The sequence below is a fragment of the Micromonospora sp. RL09-050-HVF-A genome, from assembly GCF_019374995.1.
GTDB classification, from domain to species: Bacteria; Actinomycetota; Actinomycetes; order Mycobacteriales; family Micromonosporaceae; genus Micromonospora; species Micromonospora antibiotica.
In genome coordinates, this window is record NZ_JAGKQP010000002.1 from 4,593,153 (window position 1) to 4,616,234 (window position 23,082).

At 72.6% G+C, this 23,082-nt stretch carries 20 protein-coding genes; 8 read left to right on the forward strand and 12 right to left on the reverse strand.

Annotation, left to right across the window (positions count from 1 at the left end):
• Nucleotides 1-21 precede the first annotated feature (21 nt).
• Together J7462_RS20215 and J7462_RS20220 are read left to right on the forward strand one after the other, a co-directional pair.
• Nucleotides 22-1,878: an acyl-CoA dehydrogenase gene (locus J7462_RS20215; protein ID WP_219470507.1), complete on the forward strand. Its 1,857-nt coding sequence runs from the start codon at nucleotides 22-24 to the stop codon at nucleotides 1,876-1,878.
• A gap of 283 nt (nucleotides 1,879-2,161) precedes the next feature.
• The gene (locus tag J7462_RS20220; RefSeq protein WP_091253403.1) at nucleotides 2,162-2,431 is read left to right on the forward strand and encodes a DUF6458 family protein; all 270 of its coding nucleotides are present in this window, start codon (nucleotides 2,162-2,164) and stop codon (nucleotides 2,429-2,431) included.
• 89 nt (nucleotides 2,432-2,520) lie between these two features.
• On the opposite strand, the gene J7462_RS20225 is transcribed toward J7462_RS20220, so the two are convergent.
• Entirely contained in the window at nucleotides 2,521-3,057 is a 537-nt protein-coding gene (locus J7462_RS20225; RefSeq protein WP_219465481.1) for a histidine phosphatase family protein, read from the reverse strand.
• A gap of 124 nt (nucleotides 3,058-3,181) precedes the next feature.
• Between J7462_RS20225 and J7462_RS20230 the strand changes: the two genes are divergently transcribed.
• Complete coding sequence (locus tag J7462_RS20230) at nucleotides 3,182-3,472, forward strand: DUF6458 family protein (protein WP_208565265.1); 291 nt, start codon at nucleotides 3,182-3,184, stop codon at nucleotides 3,470-3,472.
• A gap of 129 nt (nucleotides 3,473-3,601) precedes the next feature.
• Here the strand turns inward: J7462_RS20230 and J7462_RS20235 are convergent, their stop codons facing one another.
• On the reverse strand, nucleotides 3,602-4,279 hold the full coding sequence (locus J7462_RS20235) for a hemolysin III family protein (RefSeq protein ID WP_219465483.1): 678 nt from the start codon (nucleotides 4,277-4,279) through the stop codon (nucleotides 3,602-3,604).
• 107 nt (nucleotides 4,280-4,386) lie between these two features.
• On the opposite strand from J7462_RS20235, the gene J7462_RS20240 reads away from it, so the two are divergent.
• Genes J7462_RS20240 through J7462_RS20250 form a run of 3 tightly spaced genes read left to right on the forward strand, consistent with a single transcriptional unit; the run spans nucleotide 4,387 to nucleotide 6,734 of the window.
• Nucleotides 4,387-4,998, forward strand: a complete 612-nt coding sequence (locus J7462_RS20240) for an allophanate hydrolase subunit 1 (RefSeq protein ID WP_219465485.1) — start codon at nucleotides 4,387-4,389, stop codon at nucleotides 4,996-4,998.
• A gap of 31 nt (nucleotides 4,999-5,029) precedes the next feature.
• A complete protein-coding gene (locus J7462_RS20245; RefSeq protein ID WP_219465486.1) occupies nucleotides 5,030-6,001 on the forward strand; it encodes a biotin-dependent carboxyltransferase family protein in 972 nt (323 codons plus the stop codon).
• Complete coding sequence (locus J7462_RS20250) at nucleotides 5,985-6,734, forward strand: LamB/YcsF family protein (RefSeq protein WP_219465488.1); 750 nt, start codon at nucleotides 5,985-5,987, stop codon at nucleotides 6,732-6,734. Before J7462_RS20245 ends, J7462_RS20250 begins: the two co-directional genes overlap by 17 nt.
• An 84-nt stretch (nucleotides 6,735-6,818) precedes the next feature.
• On the opposite strand, the gene J7462_RS20255 is transcribed toward J7462_RS20250, so the two are convergent.
• A complete protein-coding gene (locus tag J7462_RS20255; protein ID WP_219465490.1) occupies nucleotides 6,819-8,657 on the reverse strand; it encodes an NHL domain-containing thioredoxin family protein in 1,839 nt (612 codons plus the stop codon).
• Nucleotides 8,658-8,740: 83 nt separating this feature from the next.
• A complete protein-coding gene (locus J7462_RS20260) occupies nucleotides 8,741-8,923 on the reverse strand; it encodes an AlpA family transcriptional regulator (RefSeq protein WP_255597809.1) in 183 nt (60 codons plus the stop codon).
• A 699-nt stretch (nucleotides 8,924-9,622) separates the two neighbouring features.
• Here J7462_RS20260 and J7462_RS20265 point away from each other — a divergent pair.
• Nucleotides 9,623-9,778: a DUF397 domain-containing protein gene (locus J7462_RS20265; protein ID WP_219465495.1), complete on the forward strand. Its 156-nt coding sequence runs from the start codon at nucleotides 9,623-9,625 to the stop codon at nucleotides 9,776-9,778.
• 128 nt (nucleotides 9,779-9,906) lie between these two features.
• Here J7462_RS20265 and J7462_RS20270 read toward each other — a convergent pair whose 3' ends face one another.
• From J7462_RS20270 to J7462_RS20285, 4 genes are all read right to left on the reverse strand, one after another.
• Nucleotides 9,907-13,575, reverse strand: coding sequence for a HEAT repeat domain-containing protein (locus J7462_RS20270; protein ID WP_219465497.1), 3,669 nt, complete (start codon nucleotides 13,573-13,575; stop codon nucleotides 9,907-9,909).
• 144 nt (nucleotides 13,576-13,719) lie between these two features.
• Nucleotides 13,720-14,073: a nitroreductase/quinone reductase family protein gene (locus J7462_RS20275; protein WP_219465498.1), complete on the reverse strand. Its 354-nt coding sequence runs from the start codon at nucleotides 14,071-14,073 to the stop codon at nucleotides 13,720-13,722.
• Nucleotides 14,074-14,506: 433 nt separating this feature from the next.
• Nucleotides 14,507-15,157 (reverse strand): transglycosylase SLT domain-containing protein, encoded by a 651-nt coding sequence (locus tag J7462_RS20280; protein ID WP_219465499.1) that lies wholly within the window; start codon nucleotides 15,155-15,157, stop codon nucleotides 14,507-14,509.
• 301 nt (nucleotides 15,158-15,458) lie between these two features.
• Entirely contained in the window at nucleotides 15,459-16,271 is an 813-nt protein-coding gene (locus tag J7462_RS20285) for a hypothetical protein (RefSeq protein WP_219465500.1), read from the reverse strand.
• Between the two features lie 268 nt (nucleotides 16,272-16,539).
• Between J7462_RS20285 and J7462_RS20290 the strand changes: the two genes are divergently transcribed.
• Nucleotides 16,540-17,598, forward strand: a complete 1,059-nt coding sequence (locus J7462_RS20290) for a DUF2690 domain-containing protein (protein WP_219465501.1) — start codon at nucleotides 16,540-16,542, stop codon at nucleotides 17,596-17,598.
• A 45-nt stretch (nucleotides 17,599-17,643) separates the two neighbouring features.
• Here the strand turns inward: J7462_RS20290 and J7462_RS20295 are convergent, their stop codons facing one another.
• The 4 genes from J7462_RS20295 to J7462_RS20310 all read right to left on the reverse strand — a co-directional run bounded on the left by J7462_RS20295 (nucleotide 17,644) and on the right by J7462_RS20310 (nucleotide 23,081).
• Nucleotides 17,644-17,856 (reverse strand): hypothetical protein, encoded by a 213-nt coding sequence (locus J7462_RS20295; RefSeq protein ID WP_208565277.1) that lies wholly within the window; start codon nucleotides 17,854-17,856, stop codon nucleotides 17,644-17,646.
• Nucleotides 17,857-17,968: 112 nt separating this feature from the next.
• Nucleotides 17,969-20,884, reverse strand: a complete 2,916-nt coding sequence (locus J7462_RS20300) for a hypothetical protein (RefSeq protein WP_219465502.1) — start codon at nucleotides 20,882-20,884, stop codon at nucleotides 17,969-17,971.
• A gap of 342 nt (nucleotides 20,885-21,226) precedes the next feature.
• Nucleotides 21,227-21,364 (reverse strand): hypothetical protein, encoded by a 138-nt coding sequence (locus tag J7462_RS20305; RefSeq protein WP_208565279.1) that lies wholly within the window; start codon nucleotides 21,362-21,364, stop codon nucleotides 21,227-21,229.
• A 220-nt stretch (nucleotides 21,365-21,584) separates the two neighbouring features.
• On the reverse strand, nucleotides 21,585-23,081 hold the full coding sequence (locus J7462_RS20310) for a dihydrolipoamide acetyltransferase family protein (protein ID WP_219470509.1): 1,497 nt from the start codon (nucleotides 23,079-23,081) through the stop codon (nucleotides 21,585-21,587).
• Nucleotide 23,082: the final 1 nt, after the last annotated feature.

Genomic DNA, 23,082 nt, shown 5'->3' on the forward strand with positions numbered 1-23,082 from the left:
CCGGAAGCGGGGCCAGTGAGCATGACCCACTACAAGAGCAACCTTCGGGACCTTGAGTTCAACCTGTTCGAGGTCTTCGGGGCGGACCGGACGTTCGGCCAGGAGCCGTACACGGACCTGGACGTCGACACCGCCCGCAGCTTCCTCTCCGAGGTCGACCGCCTGGCCCGTGAGGACCTCGCGGCCAGCTACCAGGACAGCGACCGCAACCCACCGGTCTTCGACCCCGCGACGCACACCGCACCGCTGCCGGAGTCGTTCAAGAAGTCCTACCAGGCGTTCATGGACTCCGAGTTCTGGCGGCTGGACCTCCCCGAGTCCCTCGGCGGCAGCAGCGCCCCGCGCGCGCTCTGGTGGTCGCTCGCCGAGCTGGTGCTCGGCGCCAACGCGCCCGTCTGGATGTACGCCTCCGGCCCGTCCTTCGCGCACGTGCTGGAGGTCGAGGGCACCGACGAGCAGAAGAAGTGGGCCAAGCTCTTCATCGACCAGCAGTGGGCCTCCACCATGGTGCTCACCGAGCCGGACGCCGGCTCGGACGTCGGCGCCGGCCGGGCCCGTGCCGTCCGGCAGCCGGACGGCTCCTGGCACATCGAGGGCGTGAAGCGCTTCATCACCTCCGGCGAGCACGACCTGAGCGACAACATCGTCCACTACGTGCTGGCCCGTCCGGTCGGCGTCGAGGGCGTCGGCGGCCCGGGCACCAAGGGGCTGTCCCTGTTCGTCGTGCCGAAGTTCCACTTCGACGCCGAGACCGGCGAGCTGGGCGAGCGCAACGGCGTCTACGCCACCAACGTCGAGCACAAGATGGGCATCAAGGTCTCCAACACCTGCGAGCTGACCTTCGGCGAGCACGGCGTACCGGCCAAGGGTTGGCTGCTGGGCGAGAAGCACGACGGCATCCGGCAGATGTTCATGATCATCGAGTATGCCCGGATGATGGTCGGCACCAAGGCGATCGCCACTCTGTCCACCGGCTACCTCAACGCCCTGGAGTACGCGAAGAACCGGGTGCAGGGCGCCGACCTGACCCAGCAGGCCGACAAGGCCGCGCCCCGGGTCACCATCACCCACCACCCGGACGTGCGCCGTTCGCTGCTGATGCAGAAGTCGTACGCCGAGGGGCTGCGGGCGCTGGTCTGCTACACCGCCACCTGGCAGGACAAGATCGCGATCGCCGAGGCGGCCGGCGACGAACCGGCCACCAAGCTGGCCAGGCGGGTCAACGACCTGCTCCTGCCGCTGGTCAAGGGCGTCGGCTCCGAGCGGGCCTACGAGCTGCTCGGTCACGAGTCGCTCCAGACCTACGGTGGCTCCGGCTTCCTCCAGGACTACCCGCTGGAGCAGTACGTCCGGGACGCCAAGATCGACACCCTGTACGAGGGCACCACCGCGATCCAGAGCCTCGACCTGATCTTCCGGAAGATCGTCCGGGACAACGGCAGGGCGCTCACCTCGGTCGCCGGTGAGATCCAGGAGTTCATCAGCACCGAGGCCGGCAACGGGCAGCTCAAGGAGGAGCGGCAGGCGCTCGGTCGGGCGCTCGCCGAGATCCAGAACATCCTCGTCGTGCTGACCGGTTGGCTCGGTGAAGCCCAGGGCGGCGACACCCGCAGCCTCTACAAGGTCGGCCTGAGCAGCCGCCGCTTCCTGCTCGCCCTCGGTGACCTGGTCGTCGGGTGGCTGCTCCAGAAGCAGGCCGACGTGGCGCTGAAGGCGCTGGCCGGTGAGGTCTCCACCACCGACCAGGCGTTCTACACCGGCAAGGTGGCCGCCGCCCGGTTCTTCGCCCGTGAGGTGCTGCCCCGCATCGGCGCCGACCGCCGGATCATCGAAGGCGCCGACCTGGACATCATGGACATCCCCGAGGAGGCCTTCTGAACTGACCGCCGGTCCCGACCGGGTCGAGCCGGCCGGATTCGGCGGGTGACGCGCATGGGGCCGATGTGGCGGTGTCCGGGACGTCCGGACATCACCACATCGGCCCTTCTGCGTCGACCATGAGGATCGGGACAGCGCCACCCCTTGAGGCGTGCGGGAAGCGGTCGGGAGAGGGGCCAGATTTGCCGGGTGCGATCCCGGTAGGAGGGCTGCTGGGCGGGTAACCCGCGCGGACCACGTCAGGGCACGCCCAACGGCCACCGCACGGGGGAGTGCAGCGCACATGGGCATTGGTAGCGGCATCTTTCTCATCGCGCTCGGCGCGATCATGACGTTCGCCATCCGGGCCGACGTCTGGTGGATCAACCTGCGCGCCGTCGGCTGGGTCTTCATCCTGGCCGGCCTGGCCGTGCTGCTCACCACGCTCTGGTTCTGGCAGGACCGGCGCAAGCGGGCGCGCACGCTCATCGTGGAGGAGAACCGGCTCTCCCACCCGACCGCGATGATGCCGCCGCCGCCCGATCCGCCGCCGCCCACCGCACCCCCGTCCTGACCGTCCGCCCCGCTGGACGACACCGGCCGCTGACCGGCCGCGCGCAGGACGACGTCACCAGAGCCGGGCTGCCCGGCGGGTGGGTCGGGTCAGCCGCGGGCGGTGTGCCGGTCGACGACCGGGGTGTCGCCCGGTGTCAACTCCGCCCACGGGGCTGCCGCCCGGTGCACCACCAGACCGGTGGTACGCAACCCTTCCCGGTCGGCCCCTTCCGGGTCGAGGAGCACCGACAGCAGCGAGATGCCCGGGTTGTGGGCGACGAGCAGGACCGTGTGGGCCTCCGGCTCGACCATCCGCACCAGGTCGAGCAGGTCGTCCGGGTGCGCCTCGTACGCGGCGGCGGCGTACCGCACCACCGGTGCTGTCCCCGCCGGGCCACCCTCCGGCGGGACCCCGGTCATGCCCAGCGCCACGTCGTGCCAGGTCTGCATGGTCCGGCGGGCCGCCGAGCAGATCACCACGTCGGGGAGGAGACCCTGCCCGGCCAGCCACGCCCCGGCGGCGGCGGCGTCGGCGTGCCCGCGTGCGGTCAGTCGCCGGTCGACGTCGGAGCCGCTCCCGGGCTGTTCGGCCTTGGCGTGCCGCAGCAGCACCAGTGTCCGTGTCTCGGCCTCGCCGTCCGTCATTCCTCCAGCTTGCCTGATTGACGCGAGTGTCGCCTGGGTATGTCAGTGGGGCCACTCGCTCATCGATGCCCTCGATGGCCGTGGCGGGTGGGTAACGCCAGCTGACAGCCAAGGAGGCGACGTCATGGGCATCGGTGCCAGCATCTTCCTCATCGCGGTGGGTGCGATCTTCGCGTTCGCCGTCGACGCCGATCTGGGATGGCTCAACCTCGACGTGGTGGGCTGGGTGCTGATGCTCGCCGGCCTCGTCGGGCTGCTGACCACCCTCTTCTTCTGGAACAGCCGTCGCCGGGCGGTGGTGACCACCGCCGTGCGTCAGGACCAGGTCGTCGCCGACCGGGTCGTGCCGGTGCAGGGCGGCCAGGTGGTACGCGAGGAGTACCGCGAGGCGCGCGGCCCGGGTTACCCGGTCTGACCGCACCGCACCACATGATCTCAGGGGCCCCGCAACGGCGCGGGGCCCCTGAACTGTTCCCTGCTCAGGCCGGCTCCGGCTTGCCGCGCGGCCGGCGCGACTGCCCCCGGACCGGCCGGAGACGGGTGATCAGGTGAAGAGGGCGAAGTAGATCGCGATGTGGTGACAGAGGGCGGCGAGCAGGGTGCAGGCGTGGAAGAACTCGTGGTGGCCGAAGACGGTGGGCCAGGGGTTGGGCCGCCGCAGCGCGTAGAAGACCGCGCCGATGCTGTACATCGCCCCACCGGCGGCGAGCAGCACCAGCACGGTGACCCCGCCCTGGCGCAGGATCTGCGGGAGGATCGCCACCGACACCCAGCCGAGGGCCAGGTAGAGCGGGGCGGAGACCCAGCGCGGAGCGTGCGGCCAGATCAGTTTGACGGCCACGCCGGCCAACGCCCCACCCCAGACCAGGCCGAGCATCAGGGTGGCCATCCGCCGGTCGAGCAGCAGCGCACAGAGCGGTGTGTAGGTGCCGGCGATGAACACGAAGATCATCGAGTGGTCCATCCGGCGCATGATCTGGTAGCCGCGCTCCGACCACACCCGGCGGTGGTAGAGGGCGCTGGTGCCGAAGAGGCCGCAGACGGTGACGCTGTAGATCAGGCAGCTGACCAGGGGCGCCCAGCCGGGACGGGTGGCCGCGACGGCGCAGAGCACGGTGCCGCAGACGAGCGCGACAAAGAACGCGTAGGTGTGCAGCCAGCCGCGCATCCGGGGCTTACCGATGTCGACAGGCTTGAGTCGAAGCGGTGCGGAGGTGGTCACGGAATCAGGTTACGGCACCGTAGGTTACTTCTAGGTAGTGCGACCCGTCACCAGACCTGTCGAGTCTAGCGACCCTGGACGGCACATCGATCGGGGAGTATGGCGGGATGCGCATCCGACCCGTGGGCCGGCACGCCCTCCTGCTCGACTGTGACGACCCCGGCCAGGTGGAACGGTGGCGGGCCGAGCTGTGGCGACGCCGCGCCGCCGGTGAGCTGGACGCCGCCGAGATCGTCCCGGCGGCCGGCACCGTCCTGCTCGACGGGGTGCCCGACCCGGAGTCGACGGCCACCCGGATCGCCGGCTGGACCCCCGACCCGGTCACCACCACAGCCGACGCCGGCACCGTCGACGTTCCCACCGTGTACGACGGTGAAGACCTGCCCCTGGTCGCCGCGCACTGGCGACTGACCGTTCCCCAGGTGGTGCAACGCCTGCGGGACACCGACTTCCGGGTGGCGTTCTGCGGCTTCGCCCCCGGCTTCGGCTACCTGACCGGCCTCCCCCCGCAGTACGCGGTGCCCCGGCTGCCCACCCCGCGCCCCCGGGTGCCCGCCGGCTCGGTGGCCCTGGCCGGCCCGTACGCGGGGATCTACCCGACCGCCTCGCCGGGTGGCTGGCTGCTGGTGGGGCGGACCACGCTCACCCTCTTCGACGTGGCCGCCGACCCACCGGCCACCCTCACCCCCGGCACCCGGGTCCGGCTGGTGACCGGGTGACCGGCGGTCCCCGGCCCCGGCCGGTGCCGGCATGACCGGGACGAGTCGAGCGGAGCAGCCGGAGCAGCCAACCGGGCCGGCCGGGGGCGGGCCGACCGGGGGCGGGGCGATCGGGGTGCGCCGGGCGGAGCAGCCATCCGGGCCGACCCGTGGGGTGATCGAGGTGCGCCGGGCGGGACCGCGTACCACCGTGCAGGATCTGGGGCGGCCCGGGTGGGCGCATCTCGGCGTACCCCGGTCGGGGGCGCTGGATCCGGCGGCGCTGGCGCTGGCGAACCGGCTGGTCGGCAACCCGGCGGACGCCGCCGGTCTGGAGTTGACCCTCGGCGGCGGTGAGCTGCGGCTGACCCGGGCCGGCACGGTCGCGGTGACCGGGGCCGACGTCGACGTCCGGGTCGACGGCCGCCCCGGCGACGTGGGCCGGCCGTTGGCGGTGCCGGCGGGGGCGGTGCTGCGGATCGGGTCGCCCCGGCACGGGCTGCGCAACTGGCTCGCGGTCGACGGGGGGATCGCCGTCGACCCGGTGCTCGGCAGCCGGTCCACCGACACCCTCTCCGGCCTCGGCCCACCCCCGGTCGGCGACGGCGACCGGCTCCCGCTCGGCCCGCCGGCCGGGCCACCCGCCCCGGTGGACTTCACCGTCGGCCGGCCGGTGCCGGACGAGCTGTGGCTGACCCTGCGCCCCGGCCCACGCGCCGACTGGTTCACCGCCGACGCGCTGGCGTCGCTGCTCGGCACGGCGTACACGGTGAGTCCGGTGAGTGACCGGGTCGGTGCGCGACTTGTCGGCGCGGCGCTGCCCCGCGCGGTGGCCGGGGAGCTGCCGAGTGAGGGCGTGGTGCTCGGCGCGGTGCAGGTGCCCGCCGACGGCCAGCCGTTGATCTTCCTGGCCGACCATCCGACCACCGGCGGGTACCCGGTGATCGGGGTGGTGGACGACGTGACCGGGCTCGCGCAGGCCCGACCGGGGACTACGGTGAGATTCCATGGACCTCAACGCTGACCTCGGCGAGGGATTCGGCATCTGGCGGCTCGGCGACGACGAGGCGCTGCTCGACCTGGTCACCTCCGCCAACGTAGCGTGCGGCTTCCACGGCGGCGACCCGTCGACCATGCGGCGGGTCTGCGCCGCCGCCGCCGAACGCGGCGTCGCCGTCGGCGCGCAGGTCGGCTACCGGGACCTGGCCGGCTTCGGCCGCCGGCACATCGCGTACGGCTTCGACGAGCTGCGCGACGACGTCACCTACCAGCTCGGGGCGCTCGACGCGTTCTGCCGACCGTCCCGCACCCGGGTCCGCTACCTCAAACCGCACGGCGCGCTCTACCACGCGGCGGCCACCGACGAGGTGCAGGCTGCCGCCCTGGTCGCGGCCGTGAGCGGGTGGGATCACGAACTGCCGATCCTCTGCGCGCCCGGCTCCACCCTCGCCCAGCTCGCCGTCGGCGCGGGCCTGCGGGCGGTCCCCGAAGGCTTCGCCGACCGGGGTTACCTGCCCAACGGGGCGCTGGTGCCGCGTACCGCGCCGGGCGCGCTGGTCACCGACCCGGAGGAGGTGGCCGTCCGGGCGGTCCGGATGGCCACCGAGCAGACGGTGGTGGCGGTCGACGGGACCGTCGTGCCCTGCCCGGTCGCCTCGATCTGCCTGCACGGGGACAGCCCCGGCGCGGTCGCCTCGGCCGCCCTGGTGCGGGCCGCGCTGATCGACGCCGGGGTCACCCTCACCCCGTTCGCCTGAGAACCGTCCCCGGTCGCCTGCTGGCCCGGCGCGGGTCCGGTGCTCCCGCCCGCCCGCCCGGCGCGGTGCCGACCGGGCGGGCGCTCAGGTGTCCAGGCCGCGCAGCACCAGCGGGACCCGGGTCGCGCCGTCGTCGACGACCCGCACCGGGACGCCCCAGTCCTGCCGGGTCAGGTGGCAGGCGGCGTGCTCGACGTCGGCGTCGCAGGTGGCGGCCTGGGCGGTCACCTGGAGCACCCCCTGCGGTACGGCCGGGTCGATCACCAGCCGGCGGGACAACTCGGTGCCGGTGCCGGCCCCCTCGACCAGCAGCTCCGGCGGTGAGGCCGAGACGACCAGCCGGGTCGACGGCCCGTACGTCTCGTCCAGCTTCTGTCCCGGCGCCGGCGTGAAGATCACGTCGAGGGTCACCTCGCCGGGCGCGACGTCCGTCGGTTTGCGTTCCAGCCGGTGCCGGGGACCGTCCACGGTGTCCGCCCCGGCTGCGGTCAACGCGCCCGGGGCGAGCCGGGTCAACCGGTGCGCGGCCGACTCCACCACCAGCACCCCGCCGTCGGCGGTGAGCACCAGATCGCTCGGCTCGGCCAGCCCGTCGGCCACCGTGGCGACCTGGCCGGTCGCCGGGTCGAAGCGGCGTACCGCGCCGTTGTAGGTGTCGGCGATCAGCACCGAGGAGTCAGGCAGCGCGCACACCCCCAGCGGATGCTGGAGCAACGCCCGGTCGGCCGGCCCGTCCACGTGCCCGAAGTCGAACAACCCCTGCCCGACGGCGGTGCCGAGGACGCCGTCCTGCACGAAACGGATCGCGCTGGTCTCGCTGTCGGCCACCCACAGCCGGGTGCCGTCGGCGGAGACCGACAGGCCGGACGGCTGGGCCAGCCACGCCTCGGGCAGCGGGCCGTCGCGCAGCGCCTCGACGGTGGTGCCGGCCCACATGCCGGCGGTCCGCTTGATCGGGTCGAACCACCAGAGCTGGTGGATGCCGGCCATCGCCACGATGACCTTGTCGTCGTACCAGGCCAGGTCCCAGGGGGAGGAGAGGTCGACGGAGAGCGCGTCGTGGGCGTGGTCGTCGACCGTGGAGCGCCACTGCCGGCCGGTGCCGGCGACAGTGGTCACCTCGCCGGTGTCCAGGCGTACGCCGCGCAGCAGGTGGTTGACGGTGTCGGCGACCAGCAGGTCGTAGCCGGCGACCTCGGCGGCGTGCGCGGGCAGCAGGCAGAGCCCCTGCGGCTCGGCGAAGCCCGCCGAGCCGGCCGGCCCGTCGACCCGACCCCGCTCACCGGAGCCGATCCGCCGGATCAGCGTCTCGCCGTCGGGGGCCAACTCGACCAGGCTGTGCCGGGCCGAGTCGGAGACCAGCAGGTTTCCGCCGTCGCGCAGCACGGCCTTGCCGGGGAAGCGCAGCGTCGTGTCCGGCGGCGTCGGCGGCACGTACGGCCCGTCGCCCCGGTGCAGGGTGCCCTTGGCCTCATGGGTGGCGATCAGGTCGTCGAGCAGCCGGATCAGCCCCTCGGCGTGTCCCTCGCCGGCCATCGTGGCGACCACGTAACCCTCCGGGTCGACCACCGCCAGGGTGGGCCACGCCTTCGCCGCGTACTGCTGCCACATGTCCAGCTCGGGGTCGTCGAGCACCGGGTGGTGCACGCCGTACCGCTCGACGGCGGCGGCCAGCGCGGCCGGGTCCTTCTCGTGCTCGAACTTCGGCGAGTGCACCCCGACGACGACGAGCACGTCGGCGTACTTCTCCTCAAGCGGGCGCAACTCGTCGAGCACGTGCAGGCAGTTGATGCAGCAGAAGGTCCAAAAATCGAGCAGAATGATCTTTCCCCGCAGGTCGGCGAGCCTCAGCTCCCGCCCACCGGTGTTGAGCCACTGCCTGCCCCGCAGTTCCGGGGCCCGTACGCGCGGTGTCGTTCCCATGCCTGTCAGCCTGCCACGTCGCCCCGGGCCGGGCCGGGCATCGTGACCCGGACGACGGTCAGGCCGGCCGCCGACCGAGCTTTCTAGCCCGAGCCGCCTTCGTTGCGCTCTCGTCGCTTCGCGGCGTAGGCACGGACCTCGACCGCATCCCAGATCCGGCCGACGGTCAGGGTGTCGATTGGGGCCGGAAAGTCCGGGCGGTCGACCAGGATCGCGGCGCGCTGGCGGGAGACGCCGAGATAGTCGGCGACCTCCGAGAGGGCCATCACACGCACGGTCGGACCATCCGGTGACGCAGGTAGGCAACCTGTCACCGAGGGGGTTGACGACCTGCCTACTGGTCCGCCAATGTTGAGCCTATGCCTCTACGCAGAGCAACGGAGCCGATACCTTCTGATCTCGTCCACCGTCGCCGCCGATGGTCCCGCGCCTGCATCTGCGGCCTTCGGTGGCGGCACTGCCCGGATCGCCTGCGGAGCCCGGAGCCGGCCGAGCCGCTTCCTCTGCGCCCGGGATGGGCGAACGAGCCGACCCACACCTACCCGCAGCCTGGCCGGGGACCTTGGCCGACGCGGGGTCAGGCGCATCGCGCCAACGTGGGGCGGCACTGGTGACCGCCCACCGGCCGCAGCGTCCGGCGTGGTGCTGCGGGGCATGCCAGCAGCCGTATCCGTGTCCCGAGGCGCAAAAGACCCTCGCGGCGGGCGATCTGTGGACAACCCAGAGATACCTGGCGCGCCTCTTCGTGACGGCAGTGGATGATCTTCCGACGGTGCCGGTGGCGGACCTGTACGCCAGGTTTCTGCTGTCGGTGCCCGTCCGGGGCTCCAGAGCGGACCGTAGCCGACAGGTGTCATCGGGCAGGCTGAACTGATTGCTGACCTTGGTATGTCATGGGACGCTATCCGAGGTGAAGCGTTGCCGCTGGGCCTGACCCTGGACCTTCTCACGGAAGTAACGAGGACATGGACCTGACCGGTGCCAAATGGTGGAAGTCGTCCCGCTCGTCCACCAATGGCGGCGCATGCGTCGATGTTACCGGGGATCTGGGCGATGCGGTCGGCGTGCGAGACGGCAAGGATCCGAACGGCCCTGCTCTCGTCTTCGCCCCGGCGGCCTAGTGAGCATTCGTCTGCCGGCTCCCTGAGTGGGCCTGATCGGTCCAGTACCGTTGCGCCCGGTGCGATTGAGCGGCTGTGCTGTCAGGGCGAGGGCTGACGTGCACGTGCTGGCTGGCTGTCCAAGCCGCTCATTGTTCGCCGATTGAGGGAGAGGCTGTTTCGGCGTAGGCTCGAAGGGTTTCATACGCTTCGTCCCTTATTAAGGCTCTTCCCCACGCGTCATGACTGCATGCTTTGGCCAGTTCCGGTAGGAGATCGGGCGCTAGTTGCGGATGGCGGCGGGAAAAATCGATCAATGTTCCCTTTGCCTCTCGGCGCACAGCGTCATCTCTATTGGCCAATAAAGGCAGAAGCGCACCTTGGAGTTTTTTTGAGGCCGTTGCTTGGCGCAGCGCCCGGACTGCTTTAGCCATTGTTTGCCTTGAAAAGTCCATGGCGATGATGGTGATCAATGCGGCAGTGGTCGATTCGGTGAGTGTGCCGACTTCGGCCAGTGCTCGGATCGCCTCGACCTGTACATCTGGGTTGGTGTGAGTGGTGGCGAGATCGGTTATCGCGGTGACGGCGGGGTCGGTGAGTGCGCCTGCTTCGGTCAGCGCCCGGATCGCCTCGATCTGTACAGCCGGGTTGGTGTGGGTGGTGGCGAAGGTGGCCAGTGTTGTTCTGGCGGGTTCGGTGAGTGCGCCTGCTTCGGCTAGTGCTCGAATCGCCATGATCTGTACGTACGGGTTGGTGGGGGCGGTGGCGAGGGTGGCCAGCGCGGTGGTGACGGGTTCGGTGAGTGCGCCTGCTTCGGTCAGCGCCCGGATCGCCTCGATCTGTACGTACGGGTTGGTGTGGGTGGTGGCGAGGGTGGCCAGGGTGGTGGTGGTGGGTTCGGTGAGTGTGGCGGTTGCGGTCAGCGCTCGGATCGCTTCGATCTGTACCTCTGGGTCGGTGTGGGTGGTGGCGAGGGTGGTCAGCGTGGTGGTAACGGGCTCGGTGAGTGTGGCGGTTGCGGTCAGCGCTCGGATCGCTTCGATCTGTACCTCTGGGTCGGTGTGGGTGGCCGCGAGGGTGGTCAGCGTGGTCGTAACGGGCTCGGTGAGTGCGGCACCGTCGGTCAGCGCCCGGATTGCCCGGATCTGCACATAAGGGTCGGTGTGGGTGGTAGCGAGGGCGGTCAGAGCGGTGGTGGTGGGTTCGGCGAGTGCACCGCCTTCGGTAAGCACCCGGATCACTTCGATCTGTAAGCGTGAGTGGATGTGGGTGGTGGCGAGTGTGGTCAGCGCGGCGATGGCGGGTTCGGTGAGTGCGTCGGCTTCGGCCAGCGCCCGGAACGCCTCGATCTGCACGCGCCAGTGGGTGCGGGTGGTGGCGAGTGTGGTCAGAGCGGTGGTGCTGGGTTCGCTGAGCGCGCCGAGCCGGGCTGCGATGACCGCAAGTTGGCACCACCGCAGCAGGGTGGTGTCACCCGACGGGACGGCACGACTGTCCAGGGCGGCGCGGAATCGATCAGCAGCCTTGGTGCCGCCCAGTGCGGCCAACCGCTCCCTCAGGGCGGCCAGATAGGCGGAGAAACGGCACCGGCTGTGTTCCTGGTCCAGCCACTCGTCGACCGCCTGGCCGATCACAGCGTCGATGGTCGCGGTCTTCAGGGGTGTGTCGTCGGCCAGGACCCGGAGCATGAACAGGAAGTCCCGGCCCAGCAGTTCCTCGTACGGGCTGGGGTTGCCTTCGGCTGGATAGATCGCCTTCGCCACCACGTCGTCGATCTGCTCGACGTAGTCGGTGCCGATCAGGCCGAGCGCGAGCAGGATCGGCTCCTCGTAGCGGGGGTCGTGCAGCCGGCGGCGGATCTCGCTGATCCGGTCGGTGGCCGAGCCGCGGAATGCCAACGCCCGGCCGGCGTAGTACTCCTCGAAGGTCAGGTGGGCGAACCCGTACCGGCCGGGAGCACGTTCGACCAGCAGGCCGGTGTGCGTGTCGGCCTTGTCGACGAACTCAGTCACCCCCAATCCGGCGTCGGTGCCCAGCGGGTCGGCAGTCTCCAAGAGGCGCGGATCCCACCTAATGCCCTGGTGTGTCGCCCACAACGGACCGAGGACTTCGAGTAGTTCCCGACGGGTGGCGGCTCCCTCCGGGCGGTGCTCGTGCATCCACCAGCCCAGCTCGGTCAGCCACCGGGTCAGGATCCGCTCGTCGGGCAGGTCGGCCTCGGCAACCCCCTGGGCGCTGCGCCAGGTGCGCCCGAGCGCGTTGCACACCTCCACGTACGCCTCGACCCGGCGGTGCGGAAGCCGGCCGCTGGCCCGGTGCACCAGCACCAACGCGGTCAACAGCAGGGGGTTGGCGGCCAGCCGGCGTACCCCGGCGTTGGTCTTGAGGGCCTGTTCGATCGCGGCGGCCTCGCGCGCTCCGGCCAGCCGGGTCGCCTCGGCGGACCGGCCCGGGGTTTCGGCGCGCTCGACCTCGCGGCAGTAGACGTCGAGGAACCGGCTGATCGTCGGGTCGTCCATGTCCTGGAGCCGCACAGCGCGGAACGGCTCCGGCAGCGGGGCGGCCTGGTAGCCGGCGATCCGGCTGGTCACCACGAACCGGTTGCCCTGCCGTGCGTGGGCGGTCACGAAGTTGACCACCGCCGTGACCACGCCCCGGCGCAGCTCGGCCGAGGCGATCTCGTCCAGGCCGTCCATCAGCACCAGGCAGCGGCCGGCGTCGAGCTGGCGGCGCAGCAGGTCGGGCAGGCCCGGCAGGGTGCACTCCGCGCGGCGGAGCTGGCCGGGCAGGAACTCGCCGATGCCCACCTCCGCGAACCCCTGGCGGGCATACTCGCCGATGCGGAGGTAGATCGGGAACAGTGCGTCCCGGCCCTGAACCTGCTCGCCGTCGATGAGTGCTCGGGCGTGGGTCAGCGCCAGGTAGCGCAGCAGGGTGGTCTTGCCCGTTCCCGGATCGCCCAGGACCAGCAACTGGGCGGTGTCGCGGGCCGCGTCGAGCACCGGCTGCCTGGCCGGCTGTTCGGTCTCGGTGGCGAAGCGGTGGCCGTACTCCGTCTGCAACCGGTCGAGGGCGGTCTCGAAACCGGTGTGGTCCAGCGTCCCCTCGGCCACCTGGGCGGCCAGCCGCTCCCGCTCGCGCTCGAACCAGGCCCGCGCCCGGTCGCCGGGATTGCGGTCCCGCTGCCCCTGCAACCCGACGAACACCTCGCCCAACGGAAGCTGCACGGTGGTGTTCCGGACCACCCCCACGGTACGCAGGTAGCGGTGCTGGTCGATCAGCCAGCGCAGGTAGGCGATCCGGTCGTCATCGGTGGCGTCGACCGCGCCCAGGTGCTCGGCGATGCGGCTGGTCGCCTGGGCGGTCGACGCGGCATCGGAGCGGCCGAGCATCCCCTGGAGGGCCGCCTCACGGCGTACCTCGGTGTCCAGCCCGTCGAGCAGGGCCTTGAACGCCGGCCGCAGCAGGCCGATCCGGTCGAACCGCTCGTCGTCGGAGGCGGCCGGGCCCAACGAGTCGACGGCCCGTTCCGCCAGCCGCACCGGCGAGGCCGGCACACCGGGGATGAGCACCTTCGTCAGCTCGGGAGTGCCCTCGTGCACCCAGAAACCGTCGTTGACGTCGAACTCGGCCAGCCGGTCGCCGTACGACCGGTTCAGCTCGGTGAGGGCGCGGCGCAACGCGCGCTCCAACGCCTTGCGTTCCGGGTCTCCCCACACGCGGGCCTTGATTTCCTTGGCGGCGGCGGTGCCGATCTCCTTGCCGAGCTGCGCCATGATCGACTTTGCCAGCGCCGTGGCCAGCGCGACAGGGTCCATGGCCGGCAAGTGTAGGCGTCACCAACCACAAGGGAGGGTCGCATAGCCGACCGGCTCCCGGTCGGCACGCACGTCGATACCCGGCCGGACCGGGCATCGTGACCCGGACGTCGGTCGGGACGGTCGACGCGCCGGCCCGCCGCGTCAGGGGGTCAGGTCGACGGTGACGGTGACCCGGCCCCGGTCGTCCCGGCGGGCCACCGCGTGCCCGGCCCGGTCGACCCCGTCGAGGTTCACCGAGATCGGGCCGCCCGCGCCCAGGAAGTTCCGCCACCACTGCTTGGCGTCGGGCATCGCGACCCGGATGACCACCGCGTCGCCGGCCCGTCGGTAGGCGACCGGCGTGCTGAACGTCCGCCCGGAACGGCGACCGGTGTAGGTGACCACGGCCAGGTGTCGCTGGAGGAACCGCCCCCAGCGTGGCGACGACCGCAGCGCCATGATCCGGGCGTTGAACCGCCGCGCGAATCCCGAGGGGAACGATCCTCGTTGACCCATCGGGCCTCCGTCGTCGATGTGAAAGCTCCACGCCGACCGTAACACCGACCGGTCCCCGGGAACGTGAGCGAGAGCCGCGATTGCCGGCCGCTACAGGGCCGGGGAGTGATGCCGGCGTACACCGGTATGCCTGTCAGTCATATTTATGCCTGTCAGGCATACCGCTCTCCGGACATGGTGTGGGTCGCCGCCGCCGCGCCCGGAGGGGCGAGGCATGGGTCTCCGCCCCCACCCGGAGGGGCGAGGCATGGGTCGCCGCCCTCACCCGGAGGGGTGAGGCATGGGTCGCCGCCGCCGCGCCGGAGGGGCGAGGTGTCGGTCGCCGCCGCCGCGCCCGGAGGGGCTGTGGGTCGTCGCCGCGCCGGAGGGACGGCGGCCACGACGGAGCCGCGCGGGAGGGTCGGCCCTGCCCGCGCGGCCCCGAACGGGACGGTCAGCAGCGACCGACCATCGTCTTGACGTCGTAGGTGGTGTTGACCCAGGTGTCGGCCACGTAGCCGGTCACGCCCGTCGCCGGGTTGGTGATCCGGTCCCAGGTGGACGACGGCCAGTAGCCGCCGCTCACGTACTCGCCGAAGGTGTAGCAGGCGATGTTCACCGTGGCGCCGTAGTTGACGGAACCGGCGATGCCGTAGGTGGTGCCGGGCCCGGTGCGGATGTTGAGCGAGGGGTTGGCCAGGATCGTGCCGGTCACGCCGACCGGCGGGTTGCCCCCGCCGAGGCGGGCCACGGCGGCCTGCGCGGCGGACAGATAGCTGGCGTACGCCCCGTTGTTGTACGTCGACCAGGGCTGCCAGTTGCTGCCACCGCTGGAGATGTTGTAGGCGGCGTTGGCGTTGCACTGGGCGGTGTACGCGCAGGTGTCGTTGACGGTGGGGTGGTAGCAGTTGTTGATCTGCCACAGCCCCCGGTCCAGCGAACCGTTGGGGCAGCCGGCGGTGGGGCCGTTGCTGCCGACCGCCGACGGGTTGCAGGAGGACTCGGCCATCGCGACGGCCACGGCGGTGACCAGCGGGTTGTTCCGGAACCCGGCGGCGTACGCGACCTGGGCGCACAGGTCGATGCCGACCGCGTTGACGCCCACCCGGTTCGCCTTCGCGCCGGTGGCGGGGCCACCGACACTGGCCGGCTTGGCCTGGTCGACGGGACGGGGAGCTGCCTTGGCCTGGTCGGCCGGGCGGGGGCCTTCGCGGCGTGGGCGGCCGGGCCGGTGGTGGCGGGTGCGGCGGTGGCGGGGGTGGGCATGGCGCTGACGCCGACGACGGCGACCAGCGTCAGGCCGAGGGCCAGGCGCAGGGCACGCCGGGCCGCGGGGGTGGGAAGGGGGAGACGCATCATGATCCTTTCAGCGGACGACCGGAGGGGAGCCGGGCAGGGTGGGGGCGTCAGCGCCCGGTCCACTCCGGGTCGGCGTAGGACCAGCCGAGGTACGGCGCACCGGGCCAGGACTGCGAGACGCGGCGGACGGTGGCCGCCGAGGTGATGTAGTTGCCGTTGCCCTCGGAGAGCATCACGTGGCCGTAGTACCCGTTGATCGACGCGGCGGCGTAGAAGACCAGCGCGCCGGCCGGCGGGGTGCCCGTGGTGCGGATCATGCCGCGCGAGTACAGCGAGTTGTAGTGCACGATCGCCGACGCGTAGCCGCTGGCCGCCCGACCGTAGGCGTGCCCGACGAAGTTGTCGCACCAGCCGTCCCACTGGTGGTTGGAGTCACCCAGGTCCCCGTTGGTGTACGCCTGGCCGATCACCGACCGGGCCCAGGCCATGGCGCGGTCCTCGCGGGTGCCGGTGGGCGGCGGGGTGGTGGTGCACTCCGGCTCACCGGCCAGGTACTGGTTGAACCCCGGCGTGTTGGTGTAGTAGTCGCTGATCCAGCCGCTGGCCGGGGAGCTGATCCGGTGCCAGACGGTGTTGCCGGAGATGTTGCGCCCGCGTACCGCACACTCGGCGACGAACCCGGTGCCGTCACCCAGGAGCGCCACCGAGCCGGCGTTCGCGTCGTACGGGCTGGTGCGCACCATCAGGCCGGCGCCGCCCGTGCCGGCGACGCTGTAACCGGAGATGCCGGCGAACGACGGTGCGGCCGTGCCCACCAGGACCACCGCCGTGACGGCGCAGGCGGTGAGGATCCGCCCCACGAGTCGCGGCAGTCGGCGGGGCACTGCGCCGGTGGCATTCGTACCGTTCGGCTGATACACGCGGTTCTCCTTGTCGAGAGTTCGGCACCGCCCCGGAATCGGCGCGGTGGGCCCGTCGGACGGTGACTCGCGCGGTCCGGTATCCCCGGGGTGAACGCGATTTCGAGCCGTTCGGATGCGTGCCGGGGCCGACACTCCCCGTGAGATCATATTCAGCGGCACCTATCCGGCGGGTGGCTGCTCCGGGGTCGATCCTGTCCTGACGCCCGCCTGTAAAGCACTGGCATGACGCACGTTGACACCAGGGTTTACACGCAGGGGAGGGCCCATGACGGGGCGAAGTGGACGACTTGACGGCCAGGTTCCCGCCGACGCCGGGGACCACGACGACAACGGCCGGAATCATGCGGGCGTTACCCGGGACCACGACGGCGAGGGCGGCGGACACGACGGCGAGGGCGGAGATCACGACGGCGAGAGCCGGCACCACGAATTCGTCGCTGACCTGGCCCGGCTCCGGCGCGAGGCCGGGCAACCGTCGCTCCGGAAGATGTCCGCGACCGCGCACTACTCGCACACCGCGCTGGCGGGTGTGCTGTCCGGGGCCCGCCTGCCGTCGCTGGAGCTGACCATGGCGTTCGTCCGGGCCTGCGGCGGTGACGAGGCGGCCTGGCGGGCCCGCTGGCACCGGGAGGCCGGCTCGGGGCCGCAGCAACCGGGGCCGGAGCCGGCGGGGTCGCAGCCGGCGGGGTTGCAGCAGCCGGGGTCGCAGCCGGCGACGGCAGAGTCACCGGGGGACTCGACACCGCGACGGCCGGTGACGCGACGGCCGGCGGTGCCCCGGTGGGCGCTGGCCGCGACGGCAGGGCTGACCGTGCTCCTCGCCGGCTCGATCGTGCCGCTGCTGGTCGACGCGCGCTCCCACCCGAACCGGCAGGCCGAGCGACCCGTGGACACGTCGCTCCCGGCACCCGCCGCCGCTCCTCCGACCGACGGGGCCGACCCGCAGGAGGAACGCTGCCAGGTCGACGCGGTCAGCGCGGAAACCGTCCCGGTCCCGGACCCCGACCCGAAACAGCCGCCCTACGGGAGCCTGACGCTGCGCTACTCGCCGCGCTGCCGGGCCGCCTGGCCGCTGTTCGTCTCCACCGAGCGGGTCCCGACCGGGTCGACCGTCCGGCTGTCGGCCACCCGCCCCTCCGACGGGGCGGTCACCCGGTTCGACTACCCGTTCATGGTCAAGCGCCAGGTGTACAGCGTGTTCGGCAACATCCTGCGGACCACCCCGGGGTGCGTGTCCGTCACCGTCGACATCACCGCGGCGGACAACCGCAGCGTGCTGGCGAGCGCGCGGACCCCCTGCGTACGACCCGACGCCCGGACATGACACCGCCCTCCGCGCCGGGCGCGGAGGGCGGTGCTGGCTCGTCGGTCAGACGTGCTGGGTCTCGGTCGTCGAGGGGTGCAGCTCGGCGGTGGTCTCCGTGACGAACCGGCCGGTGCTCGCGCTGCGGTGGACCTCCTGGTCCCCGCCGCCACCGACCTGCTCGGTGGTGGTGTGCCGGGGGTCCCGCTCGGTGGTGCTCTCCTTGACGAACCGGCCGCTGCGAGCGCTGCGGTCGACCTCGTTCTCGTTGCCTGCCATGGGGGTTACCTCCTCGGGCCACGTCACTGTGCCCCATAGACTGCCCAGCCCGCAGCGCCCGAAACACCGACGGCGGGGCACGGTCCACCGTGCCCCGCCCGTCGGTACGCCGTTACTGGCCGGCCGGCTTCAGGCAGAGCACCCGGTCGACCCCGCCGCCCGGCAGCACCACGTGCGGCTGGGTCGGATCGGTGCACTTCTCCTTGGCGTCCACCTTGGACACCACCGTGAAGGCACCCGGTTCGTTGCAGCCCGCCGCACTCGCGTTCTCACCGGACTGCTTGACGCAGGAGCCGACGGCCGGGTTGAAGGGAGCCGGCCCGTCGTCCGAGCCGATCTTGCCGAGGAGCATCAGCAGGCCCAGCGGGACGGCCAGGATCAGCACCGCCACGATCAGCACCAGGGCGAGCACCCGCCCGTTGCGTACCTTCGGGGCGGGCTGCTCGGCCTTCTGCTCCGGCTCCGGGTCCGGCTTGAACGCGTCGAAACGCCCCTGCTCCGATTCCGCCGGCCAACTGGCGGTGCCGGACTGCTGACCAGCCGGTGCGGACTGCTGACCGGCGGCCGGGAACTGCTGACCGGCGGGCGGGAACGGGGAGGCGTACCCGCCGTGCGCGGGGTCGTGCGCCGGGTGGCCGTACCCCGGCACCGGTGCGGCACCGGCCGGTGCGCCGCTGGTCGGGCCGGCACCGTACGGCTCGGCCGGCCGGTCCGTCGGCCCGTGCGGGCGGGTGCCGTTCATCGGCCGGTTGCTGCCGGCCGGGTCGGCGAAGGCCGGGATGCCGCCACCGAACGCGGGCGGGGCGGCCGGCGGCGCGGACGAGGGCGCGTCGGCACCGAAACCGTGCGGCCGGTCCTGATCGTCGAAGCGGGACCGCTCCGGACCGTCGAACCGGGTCCGGTCCTGGTCGTCGAAGCGGGGGCGTTCCGGCTCGTCGAACCGGGGCTGCTCGGCACCGTCGAACCGGCCGCGGTCCTGGTCGGCGAAGCGGGGGTCGTGCTCGGGCCGGTGGTCGTCGTGCTCCGGGGTCTCCTCCGCCGGCTCCGGGCGGGCCGGTCGCCCGTACACCCGGGGCTGCGGAACCACCGGACCACCCGGACGGGCCCCCTGGTCGCTGGGGGGGACGACCCGGCTGGCCATGGGCACCGAGGCGCTGGCGGAGGCCCGGCCGACAGCACCGGCCTCCCCGGCGTCGGCGGCCGGCACCTGGGCGCGACCGGCACCGGCGCTCTCGGCCTCGGGGGCGAGTCGCTGGGCGGGCAGTGCCGGACCGGCCGACAACTGCGGCTGCTCCGGCGCACCCCAGGCCGCTGCCTCACGGCCGTGCGGCGACTGCTCGGCGGGCCCACCGAACGCGGCCGGCGGGACGTAGTCGGCGGGCGGCGCGGCGGCCAGGCTCGCCCCGGGGACGCGCTGCTCCTGCGGCGGGAGCGGCACCGCGTTGGCCGGTGAGATGCCGGGGGCCGGCCCTGGCTGGTAGATCGGCTGGTCCTCGTTGCGTCGGGGCTCCCACGCCCCCTCGGCGGGCTGGCCGGCGGGCTCGGGGTGGCCCCACGCCTGCCCGGGCGCCCACGGCTCGGCGTCCGGCACGACCGGGCGCTCGACACCCGCCCGCTGTGGCGGGTGGTGGTCACCGGCGGCACCGCCCCAGGCGGGGGGGCCGTCGGGTGCGGCCACCGACGCGGACGCCCGTCCCGGCAACTCCGGGGGCGTCCAGGCCCCGGGCTCCGGGTGGTCCTCCCGGGAGGGTACGGCGGCGGCACCACGGGAGCCGGCCTGTGGTGCCGGCCACTCCTGGCCCGGTGCCGGGTCGTCCTGTTCGGTGCGGGGCGGGGCCCCGGCGGGCCAGGCATCGAGGGCGGGCTGCTCGCGGCGGCCTTCCCAGCGGGCCGTGGCGGGCTCTTCCGGTGCCCCCCACGACGGCTGCCGGTCCTCCTGCGACCCGTTCGACCAGTCACCGGGACGACCGGTGTCGTCCGGTCCGGACCGGTTGGCGGACCAGCCGCCGGAGCGGGCCGGGTCGTCCTCGGTGGACCAGCCCTCGGCACCCGGTGCGGTGCCCGGCGACGCGTGGCCGCCCGGGTGTCCACCGGTCTCCGGCTGCGGCCACCCCGCCTGGTTCGTGGGCTCCGGCTGGGCCGGTACGGGCACCGAGGCCCTACCGGCGGAGCGGTGCACCTCGTCGGGGTGCGCCGGAGCACTGGTCGCCCAGCCGCCGGAGTTGCCCGGCGCGTCCTGCGGGTCGGCCGGCCAGCCACCCCGCGCCGGATCGGCCCCGGCCCGGTCCTCGGCCGGCCAGCCGTTACCCCGGGCGGCGTCGCCCGGCCAGCCGTTGGTGCCCGCTGCCTCGTCCCGCTGTGGCGCGGGCGCGGTACCCCAGCCGTTGGTGCCGGGGGCTGCTTCCTGCTGCGCGGCTTCCTGGCCCGCCCAGCCGGCGGGCGAGGTCGGGGCCGGATCGGCCGGAGTGGACCAGCCACCGCCCGCCGGCTTGTCGGGCTGCGGCACCCGGGCGGCACCCCGGGCACCGGCGTCGGACTGCGCCCAGGCCGGGGCGGGCTGCTCGGACTGTGCCCACGCGGGCTGCGGAGTGGACTCGGCGTTTCCGGCGGCCGGTGCGGGCGCGGTGGCCCAGGCGGGCTGCTCCGGCTGCCCGGCCCAGGCGGGCTGCGACGGACCGGCCGGCGGGGTCCACGCCTCGGTGGGCGGTGACTGCCGGGCCGGCGGGGCCCACGCCTCGGTGGGCGGTGACTGCCGGGCCGGCGGGGCCCACGCCTCGGTGGGTTCGGACTGTTGCGGAGCCTGCGCGCCACCCCAGGCCGCCGGTGGGGCGGGGGGTGTCCAGGACGGACCGGTCGGGTTGGCCCGGCCGGTGGGGGGTGGCGGCGCCCAGCCGAGGTCGGGCGTGGCGGGGGTGCCGTACCCGGGGTCCTGCTGCGGCTGTCGGTCGCCGTACGGCACCGGTCCGCCGGAGCCCGGCGGCACCTCGTCCGGCTCCTGGCCGGGGCGGTGCTGGCCCTCGGACGTCATGGGTGCGCCTCCTCCATCACATGTCGGCCGCCGATGCCGTCCGTCCGGTCGGCCGTGTCGCCGGTGCCCGGCGGGTCGGCCGTGCGGGCTCCCCGCACGGTATCCGGTTCGCGCGCGCGGCACCCAGGGAGCACCGGCCGTCACTCCACGTCACCGGGCGGTGTCGATCGGCATCCATCGGGCGCGATCGGTGCCCAGGTCGGCGGTTGGCGACCGGAACCACCGTACCGGGCGTCATGGCGAGGGGGAATCCCGGTCTCAGGGGGTGCGGAACGCCGACGACCCGCCCGGGGCCCGGGCGGGTCGTCGATCTGGAGGAGGGGGAGAAAAGTCGGTGTGGCGTCAGCTCAGGTGACGCTGGGCGATCGCGAGGATCTCCTCGCGGACCGCGGGCGAGTTGGCGGAGCGCAGCGCGTGCTCGATGGCACGGGCCCGACGGGTGGCGTCACGACGGGTGCGGATTCGCTCGATCATGCTCATGGTGTCTTTCCTTCGGCTATTCGGTTGTCGGCCCCTTGATGACTCCATTGAACACCCACCGGCCGCCGATTGCCATCGATTATTAGGTGAGCTGCAACACGGGCCTAAGGATCGTAGGTCAGGGGGCGATATGGGCCACTGTTTCTTTCCCCAACGGCAACGGCCGGTGTGCCGGGTGTTCACCCTGGGCACACCGGCCGTGGCCGGAACGTCACCGGTCTCAGGTCCAGGCGAGCAACGCCGCCTCCGGGTCGGCGAGGAAGTCCCCGATGTCGCGCAGGAACTTCGAACCCAACTCGCCGTCGATGATCCGATGGTCGAAGGAGAGCCCCAGGGTGGTCACCTGGCGTGGCTTGACCTTGCCCTTGTGCACCCACGGCAGCTCGCGGACCGCACCGAAGGCCAGGATCGCCGACTCACCCGGAGGCAGGATCGGGGTGCCGGTGTCCACCCCGAACACCCCCACGTTGGTGATCGTCAGGGTGCCGCCGGACATGTCCGCCGGAGAGGTCCTCCCCGCCTTGGCCGTCTGCACCAGACCCGTCATCGCATCCGCCAGCTCACGCAGCGTGAGTCGACCGGCGTCCTTGATGTTCGGCACGATCAGGCCACGCTCGGTGGCCGCCGCGATACCGAGGTTGACGTACTCCTTGACGACGATCTCGTCACCGGCCCAGGTCGAGTTGACCATCGGGTGCCGCCGGACCGCCAGCAGCACCGCCTTGGCGACCAGCAGCAACGGCGACACCCGGACGTCCCGCCACTCCCGCCGCCCGCGCAGCCGGTCCAGCGCCTTCATCGCCCGGGTCACGTCCACGGTCAGGAACTCCGTGACGTGCGGTGCGGTGAACGCCGAGCGGGACATGTTCTCGGCGGTGAGCCGACGTACCCCCTTGACCGGGATGCGCTGCTCGCGGTCCGCGCCGAAGCTCGCGGCCGAGGTGGCCGGCGACGTCGCCGCCAGCGGCTCGGCCACCGCCGTGCTCCCGTCCACCGCCCGCTGTACGTCCGCACGGGTGATCGACCCGAGCGGACCCGACCCGGTCACCGTGGCCAGGTCGACCCCGAGGTCCTTGGCGAACTTGCGCACCGGCGGCTTCGCCAGCACCGGGCCGGCGACCCGGCCGTTGCCGTTCACCGTCGGCGCGACCGGTGCCGCAGCGACCGGCGCCGCAGCCACCGGCGCGGCCGGAGCCGCCGTCGTGACCTGGGCCGGCTCGGTCGGCCGGGGGCTGGTGGCAGGTTGCCGGGGCGGGCCGTCCCTGCGCTGCCGACGCTTGGCCGGCGCGTTGCGCGGGCCGTAACCGACCAGCACGGCGGTACGCCCACCCGGGGCGACCCCACCGATCAGACCCGGCTCGACCATGCCCTCGGCGGGCGCGACCTGCACCGCCGCCAACGAAGCAGCCGACGGGGTGGGCAGGTCCGCCGACGCGGCGGCGGTCGTCGACTCCGGCACCGGCCCGGCACCCGGGTCGGTGTCGATCGCGATGATCGGGGTGCCGACCTCGACCGTGCTCCCCTCCGGGTGGAAGATCGACCGCACCTCACCGGCCCACTTCGCCGGGATCTCCACGGCCGCCTTGGCCGTCTCCACCTCGACGATCGGCTGGTTCAGCTCGATGACGTCGCCCACCTTGACCAGCCAGGCGAGGATCTCCCCCTCGGTCAGGCCCTCACCCAGGTCGGGCAGGTTGAACTCCTTGATCCGGGACATC

Excerpts from the sequence above, each read along its gene's own strand:
- J7462_RS20215 (WP_219470507.1), top strand. The coding sequence starts at position 22 with ATGACCCACTACAAGAGCAACCTTCGGGACCTTGAGTTCAACCTGTTC.
- J7462_RS20220 (WP_091253403.1), top strand. The coding sequence starts at position 2,162 with ATGGGCATTGGTAGCGGCATCTTTCTCATCGCGCTCGGCGCGATCATG.
- J7462_RS20225 (WP_219465481.1), bottom strand. The coding sequence starts at position 3,057 with ATGACGGACGGCGAGGCCGAGACACGGACACTGGTGCTGCTGCGGCAC.
- J7462_RS20230 (WP_208565265.1), top strand. The coding sequence starts at position 3,182 with ATGGGCATCGGTGCCAGCATCTTCCTCATCGCGGTGGGTGCGATCTTC.
- J7462_RS20240 (WP_219465485.1), top strand. The coding sequence starts at position 4,387 with ATGCGCATCCGACCCGTGGGCCGGCACGCCCTCCTGCTCGACTGTGAC.
- J7462_RS20245 (WP_219465486.1), top strand. The coding sequence starts at position 5,030 with ATGACCGGGACGAGTCGAGCGGAGCAGCCGGAGCAGCCAACCGGGCCG.
- J7462_RS20250 (WP_219465488.1), top strand. The coding sequence starts at position 5,985 with ATGGACCTCAACGCTGACCTCGGCGAGGGATTCGGCATCTGGCGGCTC.
- J7462_RS20255 (WP_219465490.1), bottom strand. The coding sequence starts at position 8,657 with ATGGGAACGACACCGCGCGTACGGGCCCCGGAACTGCGGGGCAGGCAG.
- J7462_RS20260 (WP_255597809.1), bottom strand. The coding sequence starts at position 8,923 with ATGGCCCTCTCGGAGGTCGCCGACTATCTCGGCGTCTCCCGCCAGCGC.
- J7462_RS20265 (WP_219465495.1), top strand. The coding sequence starts at position 9,623 with ATGGACCTGACCGGTGCCAAATGGTGGAAGTCGTCCCGCTCGTCCACC.
- J7462_RS20270 (WP_219465497.1), bottom strand. The coding sequence starts at position 13,575 with ATGGACCCTGTCGCGCTGGCCACGGCGCTGGCAAAGTCGATCATGGCG.
- J7462_RS20275 (WP_219465498.1), bottom strand. The coding sequence starts at position 14,073 with ATGGGTCAACGAGGATCGTTCCCCTCGGGATTCGCGCGGCGGTTCAAC.
- J7462_RS20290 (WP_219465501.1), top strand. The coding sequence starts at position 16,540 with ATGACGGGGCGAAGTGGACGACTTGACGGCCAGGTTCCCGCCGACGCC.
- J7462_RS20295 (WP_208565277.1), bottom strand. The coding sequence starts at position 17,856 with ATGGCAGGCAACGAGAACGAGGTCGACCGCAGCGCTCGCAGCGGCCGG.
- J7462_RS20300 (WP_219465502.1), bottom strand. The coding sequence starts at position 20,884 with ATGACGTCCGAGGGCCAGCACCGCCCCGGCCAGGAGCCGGACGAGGTG.
- J7462_RS20305 (WP_208565279.1), bottom strand. The coding sequence starts at position 21,364 with ATGAGCATGATCGAGCGAATCCGCACCCGTCGTGACGCCACCCGTCGG.
- J7462_RS20310 (WP_219470509.1), bottom strand. The coding sequence starts at position 23,081 with ATGTCCCGGATCAAGGAGTTCAACCTGCCCGACCTGGGTGAGGGCCTG.